18 protein-coding genes are annotated in these 16,174 nt (G+C 64.2%); 15 read left to right on the top strand and 3 right to left on the bottom strand.

The features are described from left to right. From AC0L3X_RS17160 to mtnK, 6 genes are all read left to right on the top strand, one after another. Entirely contained in the window at positions 1 to 807 is an 807-nt protein-coding gene (locus AC0L3X_RS17160) for a biotin--[acetyl-CoA-carboxylase] ligase (protein WP_283016690.1), read from the top strand. Beyond that, on the top strand, positions 807 to 2,477 hold the full coding sequence (locus AC0L3X_RS17155) for a ribonuclease J (RefSeq protein WP_354131588.1): 1,671 nt from the start codon (positions 807 to 809) through the stop codon (positions 2,475 to 2,477). The genes AC0L3X_RS17160 and AC0L3X_RS17155 overlap by 1 nt, the downstream gene beginning before the upstream one ends. Positions 2,478 to 2,518: 41 nt before the next feature. Further along, complete coding sequence (gene mce, locus AC0L3X_RS17150; RefSeq protein WP_028149063.1) at positions 2,519 to 2,923, top strand: methylmalonyl-CoA epimerase; 405 nt, start codon at positions 2,519 to 2,521, stop codon at positions 2,921 to 2,923. An 11-nt stretch (positions 2,924 to 2,934) separates the two neighbouring features. Then, on the top strand, positions 2,935 to 3,210 hold the full coding sequence (locus AC0L3X_RS17145) for a DUF1467 family protein (protein ID WP_063982987.1): 276 nt from the start codon (positions 2,935 to 2,937) through the stop codon (positions 3,208 to 3,210). A 36-nt stretch (positions 3,211 to 3,246) separates the two neighbouring features. After that, positions 3,247 to 3,594: a hypothetical protein gene (locus AC0L3X_RS17140; protein ID WP_014494873.1), complete on the top strand. Its 348-nt coding sequence runs from the start codon at positions 3,247 to 3,249 to the stop codon at positions 3,592 to 3,594. An 89-nt stretch (positions 3,595 to 3,683) separates the two neighbouring features. Next, complete coding sequence (mtnK, locus tag AC0L3X_RS17135) at positions 3,684 to 4,970, top strand: S-methyl-5-thioribose kinase (protein ID WP_063982988.1); 1,287 nt, start codon at positions 3,684 to 3,686, stop codon at positions 4,968 to 4,970. Positions 4,971 to 4,983: 13 nt separating this feature from the next. On the opposite strand, the gene AC0L3X_RS17130 is transcribed toward mtnK, so the two are convergent. Beyond that, complete coding sequence (locus tag AC0L3X_RS17130) at positions 4,984 to 5,859, bottom strand: hypothetical protein (protein ID WP_354131587.1); 876 nt, start codon at positions 5,857 to 5,859, stop codon at positions 4,984 to 4,986. Positions 5,860 to 6,111: 252 nt separating this feature from the next. Here AC0L3X_RS17130 and AC0L3X_RS17125 point away from each other — a divergent pair, with 252 nt between their 5' ends. From AC0L3X_RS17125 to AC0L3X_RS17100, 6 genes are all read left to right on the top strand, one after another. Next, positions 6,112 to 7,701, top strand: a complete 1,590-nt coding sequence (locus AC0L3X_RS17125) for an ABC transporter substrate-binding protein (RefSeq protein WP_473316533.1) — start codon at positions 6,112 to 6,114, stop codon at positions 7,699 to 7,701. Between the two features lie 60 nt (positions 7,702 to 7,761). Further along, a complete protein-coding gene (locus tag AC0L3X_RS17120) occupies positions 7,762 to 8,685 on the top strand; it encodes an ABC transporter permease (RefSeq protein ID WP_063982990.1) in 924 nt (307 codons plus the stop codon). Further along, entirely contained in the window at positions 8,682 to 9,503 is an 822-nt protein-coding gene (locus AC0L3X_RS17115; RefSeq protein WP_283016687.1) for an ABC transporter permease, read from the top strand. The genes AC0L3X_RS17120 and AC0L3X_RS17115 overlap by 4 nt, the downstream gene beginning before the upstream one ends. After that, positions 9,500 to 10,480: an ABC transporter ATP-binding protein gene (locus tag AC0L3X_RS17110; protein WP_063982991.1), complete on the top strand. Its 981-nt coding sequence runs from the start codon at positions 9,500 to 9,502 to the stop codon at positions 10,478 to 10,480. Before AC0L3X_RS17115 ends, AC0L3X_RS17110 begins: the two co-directional genes overlap by 4 nt. Further along, positions 10,473 to 11,525 (top strand): ABC transporter ATP-binding protein, encoded by a 1,053-nt coding sequence (locus AC0L3X_RS17105; protein ID WP_283016686.1) that lies wholly within the window; start codon positions 10,473 to 10,475, stop codon positions 11,523 to 11,525. Before AC0L3X_RS17110 ends, AC0L3X_RS17105 begins: the two co-directional genes overlap by 8 nt. Positions 11,526 to 11,733: 208 nt before the next feature. After that, the gene (locus AC0L3X_RS17100) at positions 11,734 to 11,952 is read left to right on the top strand and encodes a hypothetical protein (RefSeq protein ID WP_063982993.1); all 219 of its coding nucleotides are present in this window, start codon (positions 11,734 to 11,736) and stop codon (positions 11,950 to 11,952) included. Positions 11,953 to 13,002: 1,050 nt separating this feature from the next. On the opposite strand, the gene AC0L3X_RS17095 is transcribed toward AC0L3X_RS17100, so the two are convergent. Then, the gene (locus AC0L3X_RS17095; RefSeq protein WP_473316566.1) at positions 13,003 to 13,509 is read right to left on the bottom strand and encodes a methyltransferase family protein; all 507 of its coding nucleotides are present in this window, start codon (positions 13,507 to 13,509) and stop codon (positions 13,003 to 13,005) included. Positions 13,510 to 13,767: 258 nt separating this feature from the next. On the opposite strand from AC0L3X_RS17095, the gene AC0L3X_RS17090 reads away from it, so the two are divergent. Beyond that, the gene (locus tag AC0L3X_RS17090; RefSeq protein ID WP_167767920.1) at positions 13,768 to 14,043 is read left to right on the top strand and encodes a hypothetical protein; all 276 of its coding nucleotides are present in this window, start codon (positions 13,768 to 13,770) and stop codon (positions 14,041 to 14,043) included. 108 nt (positions 14,044 to 14,151) lie between these two features. Here the strand turns inward: AC0L3X_RS17090 and AC0L3X_RS17085 are convergent, their stop codons facing one another. Then, positions 14,152 to 14,778 (bottom strand): LysR family transcriptional regulator, encoded by a 627-nt coding sequence (locus tag AC0L3X_RS17085; RefSeq protein ID WP_208087122.1) that lies wholly within the window; start codon positions 14,776 to 14,778, stop codon positions 14,152 to 14,154. Between the two features lie 20 nt (positions 14,779 to 14,798). Between AC0L3X_RS17085 and AC0L3X_RS17080 the strand changes: the two genes are divergently transcribed. After that, positions 14,799 to 15,776: a VOC family protein gene (locus tag AC0L3X_RS17080; protein WP_354131604.1), complete on the top strand. Its 978-nt coding sequence runs from the start codon at positions 14,799 to 14,801 to the stop codon at positions 15,774 to 15,776. Between the two features lies 1 nt (position 15,777). After that, positions 15,778 to 16,164, top strand: a complete 387-nt coding sequence (locus tag AC0L3X_RS17075; RefSeq protein WP_063982996.1) for a RidA family protein — start codon at positions 15,778 to 15,780, stop codon at positions 16,162 to 16,164. The last annotated feature ends 10 nt before the right edge of the window (positions 16,165 to 16,174 follow it).

Genomic DNA, 16,174 nt, shown 5'->3' with positions numbered 1-16,174 from the left:
ATGGGGTTCGCGCTCGGTCCTCGCGCACTCTCGGCGGGCTACAAGCTCGCGGCTTTCGAACGGACCGGCTCGACCAACACCGACGCCATCGAGCACGCGCGGGCCGGCGAACGCGGCCCGATGTGGTTCGTCACCTCCGACCAGACCGCCGGTCGTGGCCGGCGCCAGCGCGCCTGGATCGCGCCAAAGGGCAATCTCGCCGCGAGCGTCCTCGAGGTGCTGGATATTGCGCCTGCAGTTGCCGCCACCATCGGGTTTGCGGCGGGGCTTGCGGAAGAGGCGGCGCTGGAGAAGGTCAGCCTCGAGGCCGCGCTCCGGCTTGGTCCTGAGCGACCCAGATACGCCCTGAAATGGCCGAATGACGTCCTCGCGGGCGGCAAGAAGCTGGTCGGCATTGGCCTCGAAGCCGAGGCCGTCGGCGATCGTCTCGCCGTCGTCGTCGGCATCGGCACCAACGTCGTGGCGGCGCCGGAGAGGACGCCGACGCCGGCCGTGTCGCTGGCCGCACTCGGCGTCCAGATCAGCGCGGAAGAGCTGTTCTCGGCGCTGTCCGACGCCTGGGTCGAGTTCCTCGGCATCTGGGACAATGGCCGCGGCTTTGCGGAGATCCGCAAACTCTGGCTAGAGCGCGCCTGCGGCCTCGGCGAACGGGTCGCGATCAACACGGGAACGATGACGCTGGAAGGCATTTTCGACACCATCGACGACACCGGCTGCCTGATCGTCCGCACCGTTGACGGCCGACGCCTCCCGGTGGCGGCCGGCGAGGTGTTCTTCGGCTCGGCCGCCTCCGTGGGAGCTGCGTGATGGCGAAGCCTGACGAACTGGTATTTGCGCCGCTCGGCGGCGTCGGCGAGATCGGCATGAACTTGTCGATCTACGGCCTCGGCAACCGTCAGCAGCGCGCCTGGCTGGCGGTCGATCTCGGCGTCTCCTTCGGCGACGAGGAGCATCTGCCGGGCATCGACCTGATCATGCCCGACATCAGCTTCCTGGAGAAGGAACGCAAGAATCTGATGGGCCTCGTGCTCACCCATGCCCATGAGGACCATTTCGGCGCCATCATCGACCTCTGGCCGAAGCTGAAATGCCCGATCTATGCCACGCAGTTCAGCGCGGCGCTGTTCGAGGCCAAATGCGCCGCCGAGCGCAATGCGCCGAAAATCCCGGTGACGGTGGTGCCGTCGGGCGGCCGCGTCGATATCGGCCCGTTCAACGTCGAGTTCATTCCCGTCGCGCATTCGATTCCCGAGGCGCACGCGCTGGCGATCCACACTGACGTCGGCACGGTGCTGCACACCGGCGACTGGAAGATCGACCCGACCCCGACGCTCGGGAGCCCGACCGACGAGAAGCGGTTGCGCGAACTGGGCGAGGAGGGCGTGCTCGCCCTGATCGGTGATTCCACCAACGCCGTGCGTGACGGCCGCTCGCCCTCGGAAGCCGAGGTCGCGCGAACCATCATCGATCTGGTCAAGGCCGCCAAGGGCCGCGTCGCGGTGACGACCTTCGCCTCCAACGTCGCGCGCATCAAGGCCGTCGCCGCCGCGGCCAGGGCTGCCGATCGCGAGGTCGTCGTGGTCGGCCGCGCCATGGAGCGCGTGGTGCAGGTCGCGCGCGAGACCGGCTATCTCGACGGCGTGCAGAACTTCCGCTCGCCCGAGGTCTACGGCCATCTTCCGCAGGACAAGGTGCTGGCGCTGTGCACCGGCAGCCAGGGCGAGCCGCGCGCGGCACTGGCGCGCATCGCCAATGACGACCATCCCGAGATCACGCTCAACCGCGGCGACAGCGTGATCTTCTCCTCGCGCACCATCCCGGGCAACGAGAAGGCCGTCGGCTCCATCATCAACAATCTGGTGCTGCAGGGCGTCGAGGTCCTTACCGACCGCGACCATCTGGTCCACGTCTCCGGCCATCCCCGCCGCGACGAATTGCGCGACATGATCGCCTGGACCAAGCCGCAGCTCCTGATCCCCGTCCATGGCGAGGCGCTGCACCTGAACGAGCATGCCAAGCTCGCGCGCGCCGCCGGCGTGCCGCGCGTCCTGGTCGTTCGCAACGGCGACCTGATCAAGCTCGGCCCGGGTGATCCCGGCATCATCGGCGAGGTGCCCTCCGGCCGGATCTACAAGGACGGCACGATCTTGGAGGACTCCAAGTCCCGCGCCGTGGTCGAGCGTCGCCGCATGGCTTTCTCCGGCTGCGCCTTCGTCGCGGTCGCGATGACGGAGCAGGGCGAGCTTGCCGACGATCCCGAGGTCGATCTCGTCGGCATTCCCGAGAAGAACCGGGACGGCGAGCCCTTCGACGACATCGTCTTCGACGCCGTGGTCTCCACCATCGAGGGCCTGCCGAAGGCGCGCCGCCGCGATGCGGATGCCCTGGCTGAGTCGGTGCGACGCGCTGTCCGGGCCGTCATCAACGAACATTGGGGCAAAAAGCCCCCCTGTCTGGTACACGTCCTGACGGTGTAGTTGAGCATGGTCTTCGGATCATGCGCTGAGGGAGAAGAAACATGCTGGGTCGCCTCAACCACGTCGCGATCGCGACCAAGGACGCCGTCAAGTCCGCCAAGATCTATGGCGCCGCGTTCGGGGCGCAGATCTCGGAGGCGGTCGCGCTGCCCGAGCATGGCGTCACCACCGTGTTCGCGACGCTGCCCAATACCAAGATCGAGTTCATCGAGCCGCTCGGCGAGGCCTCGCCGATCGCGAAGTTCCTCGAGCGCAATGCCGACGGCGGCATCCACCATATCTGCTACGAGGTCGTCGACATCATCGCCTCGCGTGACACGCTGGTGAAGGAGGGCGCGCGGGTGCTCGGCGACGGCGTGCCGAAGATCGGCGCCCACGGCAAGCCGGTGCTGTTCCTGCACCCGAAGGACTTTTCCGGGGCGCTGGTCGAAATCGAGCAGGCGTAGGGCGCCGGATCATGGCCATCCAGATATCGACCGCGCTTGCGATCTACTTCGTCATCTGGTGGATCGCGCTGTTTCTGACGCTGCCGTTCGGCGTGCGCAGCCAGCACGAGGACGGCGTCGGCGCGCCCGGCACCGACCCCGGCGCACCGGTCCTGACGCGGATGAGAGGCAAGCTGATCTGGACCACGATCATCTCGGCGATCATCTACGGGATCGGCATCGCGGCCTATCATGCCGGCTATCTTTCGATCGAGCGCTTGTCCAGATTGATGGGAATGCCGTTCTAGACGTTTTTGCCGACAATATTGCTTTGGGGGAAACGAATGACTTTTCAGCGGATCGTCATCGCGCTTCTGGTGCTGATCGTCGCCGGCCTTGGCGCCATCGGCTATTTCGAGTGGAAGATGGCCGTGCAGGTCCGAACGCTGAAGGCGTTCGTCGAGGGCTCTGTCTTCAACGAAGCCGTGATGGCCTGCGAGCAGGCCAAGAGTTCGACGCCGTTCAAGTGGAACGGGGGCAAGAGCACCTCGGTGATCGGCCTCAACTCGGTCAAGCTGGACAAATACACCGTCAGCGCCAGCTACACGCTGGTGGCGGACAGCGTCTATTGTGATTACGATCCCATCAAAAGAAAGGCCGAGATCGGCTCAAGCTTCCTGGAGCGGGAGTAACGATCCGGCCATGCCAAGAGCATGATCCGGAAACGTGCGAAGCGGTTTTCCGATAAGATCGTGCTCAAATATCATGGGGTGGGATCGTCATGGCCGACGCGGGGGACTACCGGATTCTGCATGAGGCGGCCTTGCGGGACTATCTCGCGGGCATATCCGACCTGAAGGCACTGCTCGGTGGCGAGCCGGCCGCCTGGGAGATCACCGAGGTCGGCGACGGCAATCTCAATCTCGTCTTCATCGTCAAGGGCACGCGCGGCGGCGTCGCCGTGAAGCAGGCGCTGCCCTACGTTCGCCTCGTCGGCGAGAGCTGGCCGCTGCCGCTGTCGCGGGCCCATTACGAATATCTCGCCTTGTCGAAGCAGGCCCAGCTCGCGCCCGGCCTCGTGCCGGCCCTGCTGCACCACAACGAGACGCTGGCGCTGACGGTGATGGAGCTGCTCGAGCCCCACATCATCATGCGCAAGGGGATGGTCGCCGCAACGCAATATCCCGGTTTCGTGGACGACATCACCACCTTCATGGCGCGCACCCTGTTCTTCACCTCCGACCTCGCCCTGTCGGCGGCCGAGAAGAAGCAGGGCATCGCCGCCTTTGCCGGCAACCACGCGCTGTGCAAGATTACCGAGGATCTGATCTTCACCGATCCCTACCGCATTGCCGAGCAGAACCGGTGGACTGCGCCTTATCTCGACCGCCTGGCCGCAGGGCTGCGCGATGACATGGAGCTGCATGTCGCGATCTCCCGGCTGAAGCTGAAGTTCATGGCAAGTCCCGAGGCGCTGCTCCACGGCGATCTCCACACCGGCTCGATCATGGTGACGGAGAGCCAAACGCGGGTGATCGACCCCGAATTCGCGTTCTACGGCCCGATGGGATTCGACGTCGGCGCCGTGCTTGCGAACCTCCTGATGGCCTATTTCGCCTCCGCCGGCCACGAGCGCACGCCGGGTGAGCGGCAGGCGTTCGAAAGCTGGGTACTGGAGACGGTCGAGCAGGTCTGGAACGAGTTCGCCCGCAAGTTCCTCGATCTCTGGCGCGCTGGCGCCACCGGCGATGCCTATCCGGCATCGCTCTTTGCCGGCGAGAAGGGCGCTGCATGCCTGGAAGCCGAGCGGCAGGCTTACATGCAGCGGCTATTCACTGACACCGTCGGCTTCGCTGCCGCCAAAACCCTCCGCCGTATCTTCGGCCTGGCCCACAACATCGACTTCGAGCTGATCGAGGACCCGCGGAGGCGGGCGATCAGCGAGGCGCGCGCGGTGCGGCTGGCGAGGGCGATGATGGTGGAGGCGGGGGCATTTCCGAACATCTCGGACGTCACCGGCGCAGCGCGAAAACTGCGCGATTGGCAGCCGGAGTTTGCGAACGGCTAGGGGCCGATGCGCTTCAATAAAGCCGCATCGGCAGCAGGACGCCGTCCGTGCCGGCCAGCAGGCCCCAGGTCTCGTTGGCCGCGACCTCGAACTCCCGGCTCTGGACCGTGCCGCCCTCGATCTTGAGGGTGACCTTGTACTTGCCGGGCGGCAGATCGATCTTTTGGCTGTCCGGTATTTCGGCTGCGGCGGAGTCGGAGTGCGCCAGTTTCTCGCCGGCGTGCGCCGCCAGCTTGATGGTCTGGTCGGCGACGGTGATGACCGCCACCTCGTCCGACTTGTTGCCGAGCATCAGCTTTGCCTGCCTCGGCCTCGGCAGGAGGCCGGCATTCGCGATACCCGGCTTGCGCAGCGAAAGTTCGGCGATTGTCCTGTCGTCCTGACGGGAAAGCCGGACCAGGACCGGTCCACGGGCCGTCGTGAAGGTGATCACGGCCCGGTCCGGTTCGACCACCGTCTCGATCCAGCCACGCTTGCCGAGCTCGGCGCGATAGAAGCCGAGCACCGCCGTGAGATCGCGCGGGGTCTCGGCGTAGACTGACGCGATGAACGGCGAATTCTTCGCCGTAGCGATGCTCCAGCTCTCGGGCAGTGGCAGGCCGGTGCCCTGGGAAACCCTGGCTTCGAAACCCGCACCTGCGCCCCGCGCGACCGCTCTGACGGGGATGCTGAGCAGTCGTTCGACGAAATTATCCGGAGTGTCATGGCCCCGGACCGCCCACCACGTTTCGTCAAGATAGTCGTTCACGCCGGTGGTGCGACTCCAGCTGAACCGGATGCTGTCCGCCTCGCTGTACCGGCCGAGGCTGGCCGCGACCGGGCTTGCCAGCACGGCCGTGGCGGCGAGCAGTCCGCCCGCGAGCAAGATACCTAGCGTTCGGCGATTCATTTTTTCCGCGATCCCTGGGGCTCAGATAACGATCCTGAGCTTGGTCGCGTTGATCACGAAAAATGTTCACTGCCCTTGGTCGCTCATGATGCACCGCAATCGGCGGCTTGCACCGCTTGGGACGCAACCTGGCCTCCGAGGGTCTCGCGAGCGCCGCGTTCCGGAACCCGTCGCCATCAAAACGAAGCTTGCGTTCGACGGGCTACGAATGATCAAATCCCTGATCGGAATGCCTGCGTTGTTGGGGGACACATGATGTTCAGGATGATCGCGATCGTCGCTGGTTTGGGGCTGGCGCTCGCCACCTCGGCGGAGGCCCAGGCGCCGCGCAAGGGCGGAACCATCCGCATGACGGCGCCCTACGGTTCGAGTTTCACGAGCCTCGATATTCACACCACGCAGCGCGCCCAGGACGAGATCTACGCCAAGGCGCTGCATCGGTCGCTCTACATCTGGAATTCCGCGGAGGGCAAGCCGGTTCTGGAGCTCGCCAAGGAGGACGTGGTCTCGGGCGGCGGTCTCGTTCACACCTTCAAGCTGCGCGACGACGCCTATTTCCACAACGGCCGCAAGATGACCGCCGACGACGTCATCTGGTCCTACAACCGCATCATGGACGGCACCAAGGCCTATCCCGGCGCGCGCTTTGTCCGGGTGATCGAGGGCGCGGCCGCGGTCGAGAAGGGCCAGGCCAAGGAGATCTCCGGCCTGAAGAAGATCGACGACTTCACCCTCGAAATGAAGCTGACCGAGAAAGTCGATCCGGGCTTCTACTTCTTCACCGCGCTGACCTCGATCTATCCGGCCGACGAGGCCGCCAAGGAGAGCTTCATCCAGAAGCCGATCGGTCTCGGGCCGTTCAAATTCGTCGAGCACGTGCCGGGATCGCGCATCGTTCTGGAGCGGTGGGACCGGTTCTACAAGCCCGGCAAGCCCTACGCCGACAAGGTCATCGTGTCGATCATGGGTGAGGCCGCGGCGCGCGATGTCGCCTTCCGCAACAAGGAGATCGACACCTCGGTGCTCGGGCCCGCCCAGTATGTCGCCTATCAGTCCGACGCCGACCTCAAGGGCACCATCGTCGAGGTCGCCGAGGTCTTCACGCGCTATATGGGCATGAACCCCTCGTTCAAGCCGTTCACCGACAAGCGCGTCCGGCAGGCGATCAACTACGCGATCGATACCGACCTGATCATCAACAAGCTGGTCAAGGGCAAAGCCTATCGCGCCACCAGCTGGCTGCCGTTGACATCTCCAGCCTACGACAAGGCGATGAAGCCTTACCCCTACGATCCCGCCAAGGCCAAGCAGCTGCTCGCGGAGGCCGGCTATCCCTCCGGCTTCGAGTTCGAATGGACCACCAGCCAGAATGAAAGCTGGGGCCTGCCGATCGTCTCGGCCGTGATCCCGATGCTGGACAAGGTCGGCATCAAGGCGAAGGTCAAGCAGGTCGAGACCGCGGTGCTGGCCGAGGTGGTGCGCAGCGGCGACTACCAGGCCTTCATCTATTCCCAGGCGACCGGCCCGGATCCCCAGGCCGCGCTCAAATGCTTCCACTCCTCGACGCCGCAGCCGGCCTGCAACTACATGAACTACAAGAATGCCGATTTCGACAAGCTGATCGATGCGGCAGGGCAGGCCGACGATCCCGCAAAGCGCACCGAGCTGCTGCAAAAGGCCAATGCGCTGCTCTATGAGGAAGCGCCGGTCTGGTTCTTCAACTACAACAAGGCGGTCATGGCGGTGCAGCCGTGGCTCAAGGGCGTTCAGCTCAATGCGACGGAGCTGACCCATCAGAACGTCGAAGACCTCTGGGTCGACGAGACCTCGCCCGCGAAGTGACACGCGCTCTCGCGCTCCCTCCATCGCGACGAGCGGTGGGGGGAGAGAGGAAAAGCCTGGATGCTCTCGTTCCTGCTCCGCCGTCTTCTGCAAACCATTCCGACCGTGCTCGCTGTCGTGCTGCTGGTCTTCGTGCTGTTCAGCGTCGTTCCCGGCAGCATTGTCTCGAGCATGAGCGACGACAGCGATCCCCAGGTCGAGCTGCGCATGAAGAAGCAGCTCGGCCTCGACGATCCCCTCTATTGGCGTTTCGGCGCCTACATCGCCAAGCTCGCGACCGGTGACTTCGGCACCTCGTTCCGGACCCGCGAGCCTGTCACGACCATGATCGCCAAACGGGCCTGGCCGACGCTGCAGCTCATCTTCACGGCCATGACGTTTGCGATTTTGATCGGTGTTCCCCTTGGTTTCATCGCAGCGCTGAAACCCGGGGGCATCGTCGATACGCTCGCCATGGTGCTGGCGGTGTCGGGCCTTTCCATTGCCAAATTCTGGCTCGGGCTGGTGCTGATGTATCTGTTCGCGTTGAAGCTCGGCTGGCTGCCGAGCTTCGGCTATGGCGATGGAGGGCTGAAATATCTGCTTCTCCCAGCCGTGACGCTCGGCGTCTCGCCGATGGCGCTATTTGCCCGCACGACGCGCGCCGCGGTCCTCGAGATCATGACCGCTGATTTCGTCCGCACCGCGCGCTCGAAGGGCATGAGCGAGACGCGTGTCGTGAAGTGGCATGTGATGCGCAACGCGCTCGTCATCATTCTCACCACCGTCGGCCTTCAGTTCGGCGGGTTGATGGGGCAGGCGGTCGTGGTCGAGAAATTGTTCTCCTGGCCGGGCATCGGTTCGCTGCTGGTCGACAGTGTGCTCCAGCGTGACATTCCCGCCGTCCAGGGCTCCATTCTCGTGGTGGTGCTGGCCTTTCTCGCGATCAATCTGCTGATCGACGTGCTCTACGGCGTGATCGATCCCAGGATCAGATACGCATGAAGCTCCGCGCCAATCTCATCATCGGCGGCGCGCTGTTCGCGCTCGCGATCCTGGTCGGCCTGCTCGCGCCCTGGCTGGCGCACACCGATCCCGTCCTGGACGCCAACCTCATGAACGCGGAGGAGCCTCCGAGCTGGACCTGGTGGTTCGGCACCGACGACCAGGGCCGCGACATCTATTCCCGCGTCGTCTACGGCGCGCGCGTCTCGCTGACCGTCGGTATCGTCTCGCAGCTCATCAACAGCGTCATCGGCGTCGCGCTGGGCTTGAGCGCGGGCTATTGGGGCGGCTGGTGGGACGATGTCGTCAACGGCCTGACCAACCTGATGCTCGCGATCCCCTCGCTGATCTTCGCGCTCGCCATCATGGCAGTGCTTGGCCCCGGCCTCACGAGCCTGCTGATCGCGCTCGGCCTGACCAACTGGTCCTTTACCTGCCGGATCGCACGGGCTTCGGCGCTGTCGCTGAGGAGCCAGGGCTATGTGCAGGCGGCGACCGTGCTCGGCTACGGCGATCTGCGGATCATGGTCACGCAGCTCTTGCCGAACATGTTAGGGCCGATCGTCGTCATCGGCACGCTCGGCATGGGCAGCGCGGTGCTGTCCGAAGCCGCCTTGTCGTTCCTCGGCCTCGGCGTCCGCCCGCCGTTTCCAAGCTGGGGCAGCATGTTGTCGGATGCGCGCGAGCAGATCACGACGGCGCCGTGGCTCTCGGTCTTTCCGGGCCTTGCCATCTTCCTGACGGTGCTCGGCCTGAACCTGCTCGGCGACGGCCTGCGCGACATTCTCGATCCCCAGTCGCGGAGCCGGCGGACATGACCGGCGCGCCGCTGATCGAAGTCGAGGATTTGCGTATCGATCTCGACGACGGAGCGAGGTGCGTTGCGGCGGCCGAGGGCATTTCATTCCGCATCGATCGAGGCGAGACATTTGGGCTGGTCGGCGAATCCGGCTGCGGCAAGAGCATCACGGCGCTCGCCTTGATCGGCCTGTTGCGGCAACCGTTGTCGATCGGCGGCGGCGTCATCCGGTTTGAGGGGCGGGAGATCCAGCACCTTTCCGCGGCCAGGCAGCGGGACCTGCGCGGCAATCGCATCGCCATGATCTTCCAGGAGCCGATGACGGCGCTGAACCCGGTCTCGCCGGTAGGACGGCAGATCGCCGAGATGTTCGTGCTGCACAAGGGCAAGAGCTGGCGGGAAGCCAACCAGCTCGCGGTCGAGGCGCTGGCGAGCGTCCGCGTCCCCGCACCGGAGCGGCGCGTCAACGATTACCCGCACCAGCTGTCCGGCGGCATGCGTCAGCGCGTCATGATCGCCATCGCCCTCGCATGCGGTCCGGACCTCCTGATCGCCGACGAACCGACCACCGCGCTCGACGTGACCGTGCAGGCCGAAATCATCGAGCTGATGCGCAATCTGTGCGCCGAGAGGGGGACGGCGATCCTGATGATCAGCCACGATCTCGGCCTCGTCGCCAATGTCTGCCGCCGTGTCGCCGTCATGTATGCCGGCCGCATCGTCGAGGAGCGCGGCTCCGCCGATATTTTCCGGGCGCCTTCGCATCCCTATACGCAGGGCCTGGTCGCCTCGCTGCCGCGGCTGGGCAGTCGGGCCGCGCTTGGCCGCACCAGGCTCAAGGAGATCGCGGGCGTGGTTCCAGCCATCACGAATTTCCCGGATGGCTGCCGGTTCAATCCGCGCTGTACGCAGGCCACCGAGATCTGCCGCACGGTTGCGCCGCAAACGGATTTGCTGGAGGCCGGCGGTTTCGTCCGGTGTTACCACCATGCATGAGCCGCAAGCCATGCAAGGGGAAGCGAGGCCGGACGACGATCTCATTCTCAGCGTCGAGGATATCGCGGTTCATTTTCCGATGGGGGGCGGCTGGCTCGGCCGCGGCCGGCGGGTGCTCCGTGCCGTCGACGGTGTCGATCTCAGGCTGAGACGAGGCGAATGCCTCGGCCTCGTCGGCGAGTCCGGCTCGGGCAAGTCGACGGTCGCATTGTCGATCCTGGGTCTGTTGACGCCGACGCGCGGCCGCATCGTGCTGGACGGGCAGGTGGTGACGAACAGGCAATCCGGCGACCGAAAGTCGCTGGCCCGCACCGTGCAGATCGTCTTTCAGGATCCCTACGCCTCGCTCAATCCGCGCCAGACCGTCCGCCGCACGCTGGAAGATCCCCTGCGTGTGCATGGCGTGACCGCAAAAAGTGAGATCGAGGACCGTGTTGCGACGATGCTGCGGCACGTCGGCCTGCGGCCGGAACAGGCCGACCGCTATCCGCATGAATTCTCCGGCGGCCAGCGCCAGCGCATCGGGATTGCGCGCGCCCTGATCCTCAATCCCAGGATCGTCATCTGCGACGAGCCCGTGTCGGCGCTCGACGTCTCGATCCGCGCCCAGATCATCAACCTGCTGCTGGAATTGAAGGACACGCTCGGTCTTTCCTACATCATGATCAGCCACGACCTCGGCGTCGTCGAGCACATGAGCGACCGCGTCGCCGTCATGTATCTTGGCCGCATCGTCGAGAACGGCCACTGGCGCGAAATCTTCGAGCGGCCGGCGCACCCCTATACGCAAGCCCTGATCGCGGCCATCCCCGATCCGCTGCGTCATGCGCCGCTAGCAACGACAGGGGGCGACCTTCCCAACCCGCTCAATCCGCCGAACGGATGCGCCTTCAGCCCGCGTTGCCGGTACGCGGAGGCCGTGTGTCGCCACGAGCCCGGTCCGGTGCTGGAAACGCGCGCCGATGGACATGAGGTGAGGTGCTGGCGGGCTGACGAGATTGCGGGGCAGGCGGCATTGGCCTCGACCGGAGGCGGGCATCCCTAGGGATGGAAGACGCGTCCGTCGAGGTCAAAAGCGTCGCTCCAGTGGGCCGCTAGTCACGTCCGGTCTGTCCTGACAGGCGGACGATTTTTGGGATCCGCCCATAGGCCATCGCCTGGGGGTTGATCCTTGGCGCGGTCCAATCGCATACCGCCCCATTTTCATGTGTGCTACATGGTTGGGTAGCAAGATGTAGCAGGAAAGGCAGATCATGACTGACGATCAGGTCAATCTCGTCGTTCAGCACCTTTGCGAGCAATTGCACTTGGCGCTCCGGTTGAAGGGCAGCGAAGCACATCCACCAAACGCCAAAGATATTGGATTCGATCCGGCCTCTGTGAGAACCGTATTGCTGACCGGCTTGCGTTCGGCGGGTGTCACGACCCACCACGAGGCGGTCGGGAAGAGCGAAGAGCCGCCGTGGTCCTAAACACAAAACGCGGGACAGAAGCCCCGCGCCGATGTCTCAGCTGGGTCAGCAGCAGACAAATCCACGACAGCGTCCATAGGTCCGTTAAGGGCCAACAACCGACGTTCGATATATCGTCCGTTCGCATCTCGGAACCGCGTCGCGGACGCCGTAGTTAACTGCTCGATTGTATTCGCTTGACAAACGGCGGTCTCCACTGACCATCGAGGATGTTGCTCCCGCCCAGTAGACGCGGATGTAAAGCGAGAACTGGCCACTCGCAGGCGGCCAGTTGCTCTCTTTGTCTACGCTCGGTGATTTTGGGACCGGCGCGCAGCGTCAACGAACCGTCCCGACATTGAACGTTCGCTTCGCAGGGAACGTTGGCGGCATCTTGCCGCTCGCCTCAGCGCCAGGTTGCCGGTTCGCAGGGAGGCCTATTGAACGGACCTCCGGCATAACTGCCGACGTCTGGAGCCCGGACACAGTGAACGACGTTGGAGGTAGGGACGACTGCACCGCTTTTGTCGCGCCACGCCGACCTACGCCAGCTTGCCGGTTCGCAGGGAGGCTTATTGAACGGCCCTCCGGCAAAACTGCCAACGTCTGGAGCCCGGATGCAGTGAACGACGCGGGACGGATGGACGGCTGCGCCGTTTTGGTCGTACCACGCGGCCATGGCCGGATTAGCGAACATGGCCGCGGCGATCAGTCCTACCGAAGCAAGCTTCCTCATTTGCGCGTCTCCTTATGTGTCAATGATTGAACGACTGACTATCCTTTGCGGCTCATTCCTACCGAAGAGACTGCAAGCAACATTTGGCGGTATCGACTATGCACATCATCAAGGTTGATCTATATCAACTTCGCCCGAATACGGCGGCTGATGACCGTTCTGGGTCAAACTACGAAAAACTCAACCTGAGCAAATTCAGTCCGCTATGCCCTATTGATCGGACCTCAATGAGGCGTGCCGTCACTTCGCTGATGGGCCCAATTGCAGACAAGCTTTGTTGAGGAGCCTTCGAGAAGCTCATCAAAAATCAGCGCCGAGGTCATGCGCTACGGCAGCTACCGACCGCCTCGCCACGCAGTTAGGCGCGGGATCCAACGCGGCACATTGATGCAGAACGCTTCGTATTCCGCGCCGAATGACCTTTTCAGCGTCGGCTCTTCGTAGCCCACGACAAAAAGGTGGAAAGCGAGCCAGACGACTGCGCCGTAGGCGAATAGCCCCCAATCGCCGAACAGGAGCGCCTGGCCGAAAATGACGACGGCGACCGCCACGTAGATTGGATTGCGCACATAGCGATAGAGGCCGGTAACGACGAGATGTTGGGGCGGGGCGATCGGCGCCGGCGTGCCGAGCCCCTGCAGTGCGAAACGCGCGAATGAATCCACGAGCTCGGCTAAGCCGGCAAGAATTAGCGCGGCGCCGACGAAGCGCGTGAGCTCGACGCCGAGAAACGGCAACCTGAACTCCCAGCGTGAAATCCACCACGGGACCACCCCAGCCACCACGCAGGGCGCGAACACGAAGAAGATGGCGGTGCCGATGACAGCAGCAGTTCTTGGCATAGACACGATCCGTTCCCTGCTATTTTAACACACCGCACCGGGAGCGCGTCAGGTCCGCCTTGGGTCATGAACGACAAAGCTTGAACTGAGCACAATAGGTCTGCTTTCGGGCAAATTGCCACCAATCCGCGCTCGTTGTCCTGACAATGAGTGCAGCTAGCGCGCTACGGCGCGGAAGGCCCGGCGCGGACAACACCGGTGTTTCTGCTATAGTGCGATGTTCGAACTTGCGGGGCGGCTGCTTCAAGGGTTGAAATCATGCACAGAGCATCTGGATCATTACTACTTGCCTTCGTTTTTATTCTATTTGCTCCGCAAGTGCGGGCGCAGCAGATTCCGGCCGAAACCGTTCAGGGAATGCTTGCGGCCCAGATACGCACGCAAGGATTCACTTGCGAAAAGCCACTCGGCGCAAAGAAGAACACGAAGGCGTCTCGACCTGATCGCGACGTTTGGGTTCTTAGATGCAGCAACGCCATGTATAAGATCACGCGGGTTCCCGATATGGCGGCGAAGGTCGAACCGCTGCCGTGAGCTCGGTGGTCTCTACGGGACCAGCGCCATGATGGACTTGTGCCGGTGTTTTGCCTGACGTCTCAAACGTCCTAGCGGCGAGGGCTCAAGCCATGCCTCACGGTCGCCTTAGCTTCCGCTGATGCCGACCAGACGCGGGCGGCGGTTTGCAAGCGGGTTCTCGGCTGGCAGGGCGCGCAGCCAGTCGCGGAAGCTGACGATCTCGGGGCAATCCGCGGTGCCTTCAGGCGCGATCAGCCAATCACCGAGGCCTGATCCCTCATTGACCCGGTCGCAGCGATAGCCTGGATGGCGGCCGAGACCGCGGGCGATCAAGAGGTCGACCTTGCCCTCGACCAATTCGTGCAGGCCGGCCGGCTGCAGCACCCGCAAACCGATCTCCGCATGCGCGCTGCGAAACTCCGCCAATTCGAGCCGGCGCAGGTCGAAGCTGCCATGGACCCCCAACTGCAGCAGCACCGCGCCCGCCGGCTTCAACTGCGAGGTAGCCTCCGCAATGTGACGAAAACCTTCGGAGACCCCGGGCAGATAGGCCTGACCGGCCGCGGTGAGAATGAGCTGCTTATGCAGCCGCTCGAACAGCTGCACGCCGAGGCGTGCCTCCAGCGCCTTCACCTGCTGTCCCACGGCGGCAGGTGTCACGTGCAGCTCGTGCGCGGCCAGCTTGAAGCTGAGATGCCGGGCGGCGGCCTCAAAAGCGCGGAGCGCGTTGAGCGGGGGAAGGGCGTAGGTCATCGCAGCACAGTTTGACACCGATGGGCCTTGGCCTTGCAATAGATTTTCTTGCGCTGAACCGCAGCAACAATGCTTTGATCGGCGCCGTCATCGCCGGATACGGTCGGCCCGCAATCCGGAGACTCCCCATGCCCCGTCGTTTAGATCATCTCGTCATTTGCGTCCGCGATCTGGAGCAGGCTGCGCTGGATTGGCAGCGGCTTGGCTTCAACCTCACACCGACCGGTGTGCATCCGTTCGGAACCAGCAACCGCCTGGCGCAGTTCGCCGACAATTTTCTGGAGTTGCTGGCCGTCACCGATAATGCGTTGGTGCCGCCAGCCACGCCGGGCCATTTCAGCTTCGCGGCCCACAACCGCGATTTTCTTGAGACCGCCGAGGGGATGTCGATGCTGGTCTTGCACAGCACCGACGCCCATGCCGATGCCGTGCGTTTCAGGGCCGACCGCATCGGCGATTATGCGCCGTTCGATTTCGGCCGCGACGCGGTGCTCCCGGGCGGAGGCACGGCGCGCGTCGCGTTTTCGCTGGCCTTTGCCACCGATCCCGCCATGCCCGGGATCGCGTTCTTCACCTGCCAGCAGCGTCACCCGCCGGAACTGTTCTGGAAGGCGCAGTATCAGCGTCATCCCAACGGCGCCCTCCGCGTGGTCGAGGTGGTGATGTCGGCGGCGGAGCCGGTGGCGCATCGAGATTTCCTCGAGCGCCTCACGGAAAGCGCGGCCGAGCTTGCGCCCGGGCGGCTGACGATTGGTGAGCGCGGCAATCAGATCACCTTGCTCGGCCCGTCCGAACTGGCGCGCCGGCTACCGGGCCTCGCGAACAGCGCTTCGCCGCGCTTTTGCGCGGCGCGTCTGGCGGTCGCTGATCTGGATGCGACAGGGCGAACACTGAAACACAACGGCGTCGGCTTCGCGATGACCGGTGCCGTGCTGTTGGTGCCACCCGCCACCGCGCATGGTCTGGCGCTCGAATTCGTCGAACAGGAGGCAAGCTGACATGGCTCACATCGTCAACCACAATCCCGCAACGGTCCATCCTCCCGCCGGCGGTTACAGCATGGGACTTGAATTGACGCAGCATCGCCGACTGTTGTTCGTCAGCGGCCAGGTGCCCGAGAAAACCGACGGCACCGTGCCCGAAGGTTTCGAGGCGCAATGCGAGCAGGCCTGGCGCAACGTGATCGAGGTGCTCGCCGCCGCGGGGCTTGGCGTCGAGCATCTGGTCAAGGTCACCACGTTCCTGACTGACCGGACTCAAGTCGTGACCAACCGCACCATTCGCAGCAAGGTGCTCGGCGAACATCGGCCGGCGCTGACGGTCGTGGTCGTCGAGACCGTCGACAGCAAATGGCTGCTAGAGATCGAGGCGATCGCCGCGGAATGAAACCGGCTTC

The sequence above is a fragment of the Bradyrhizobium sp. MI1.7 genome, assembly GCF_055811795.1.
The sequence above is the reverse complement of the archived record's forward strand: the minus strand, read 5'-3'. Positions and strand labels throughout refer to the sequence as shown.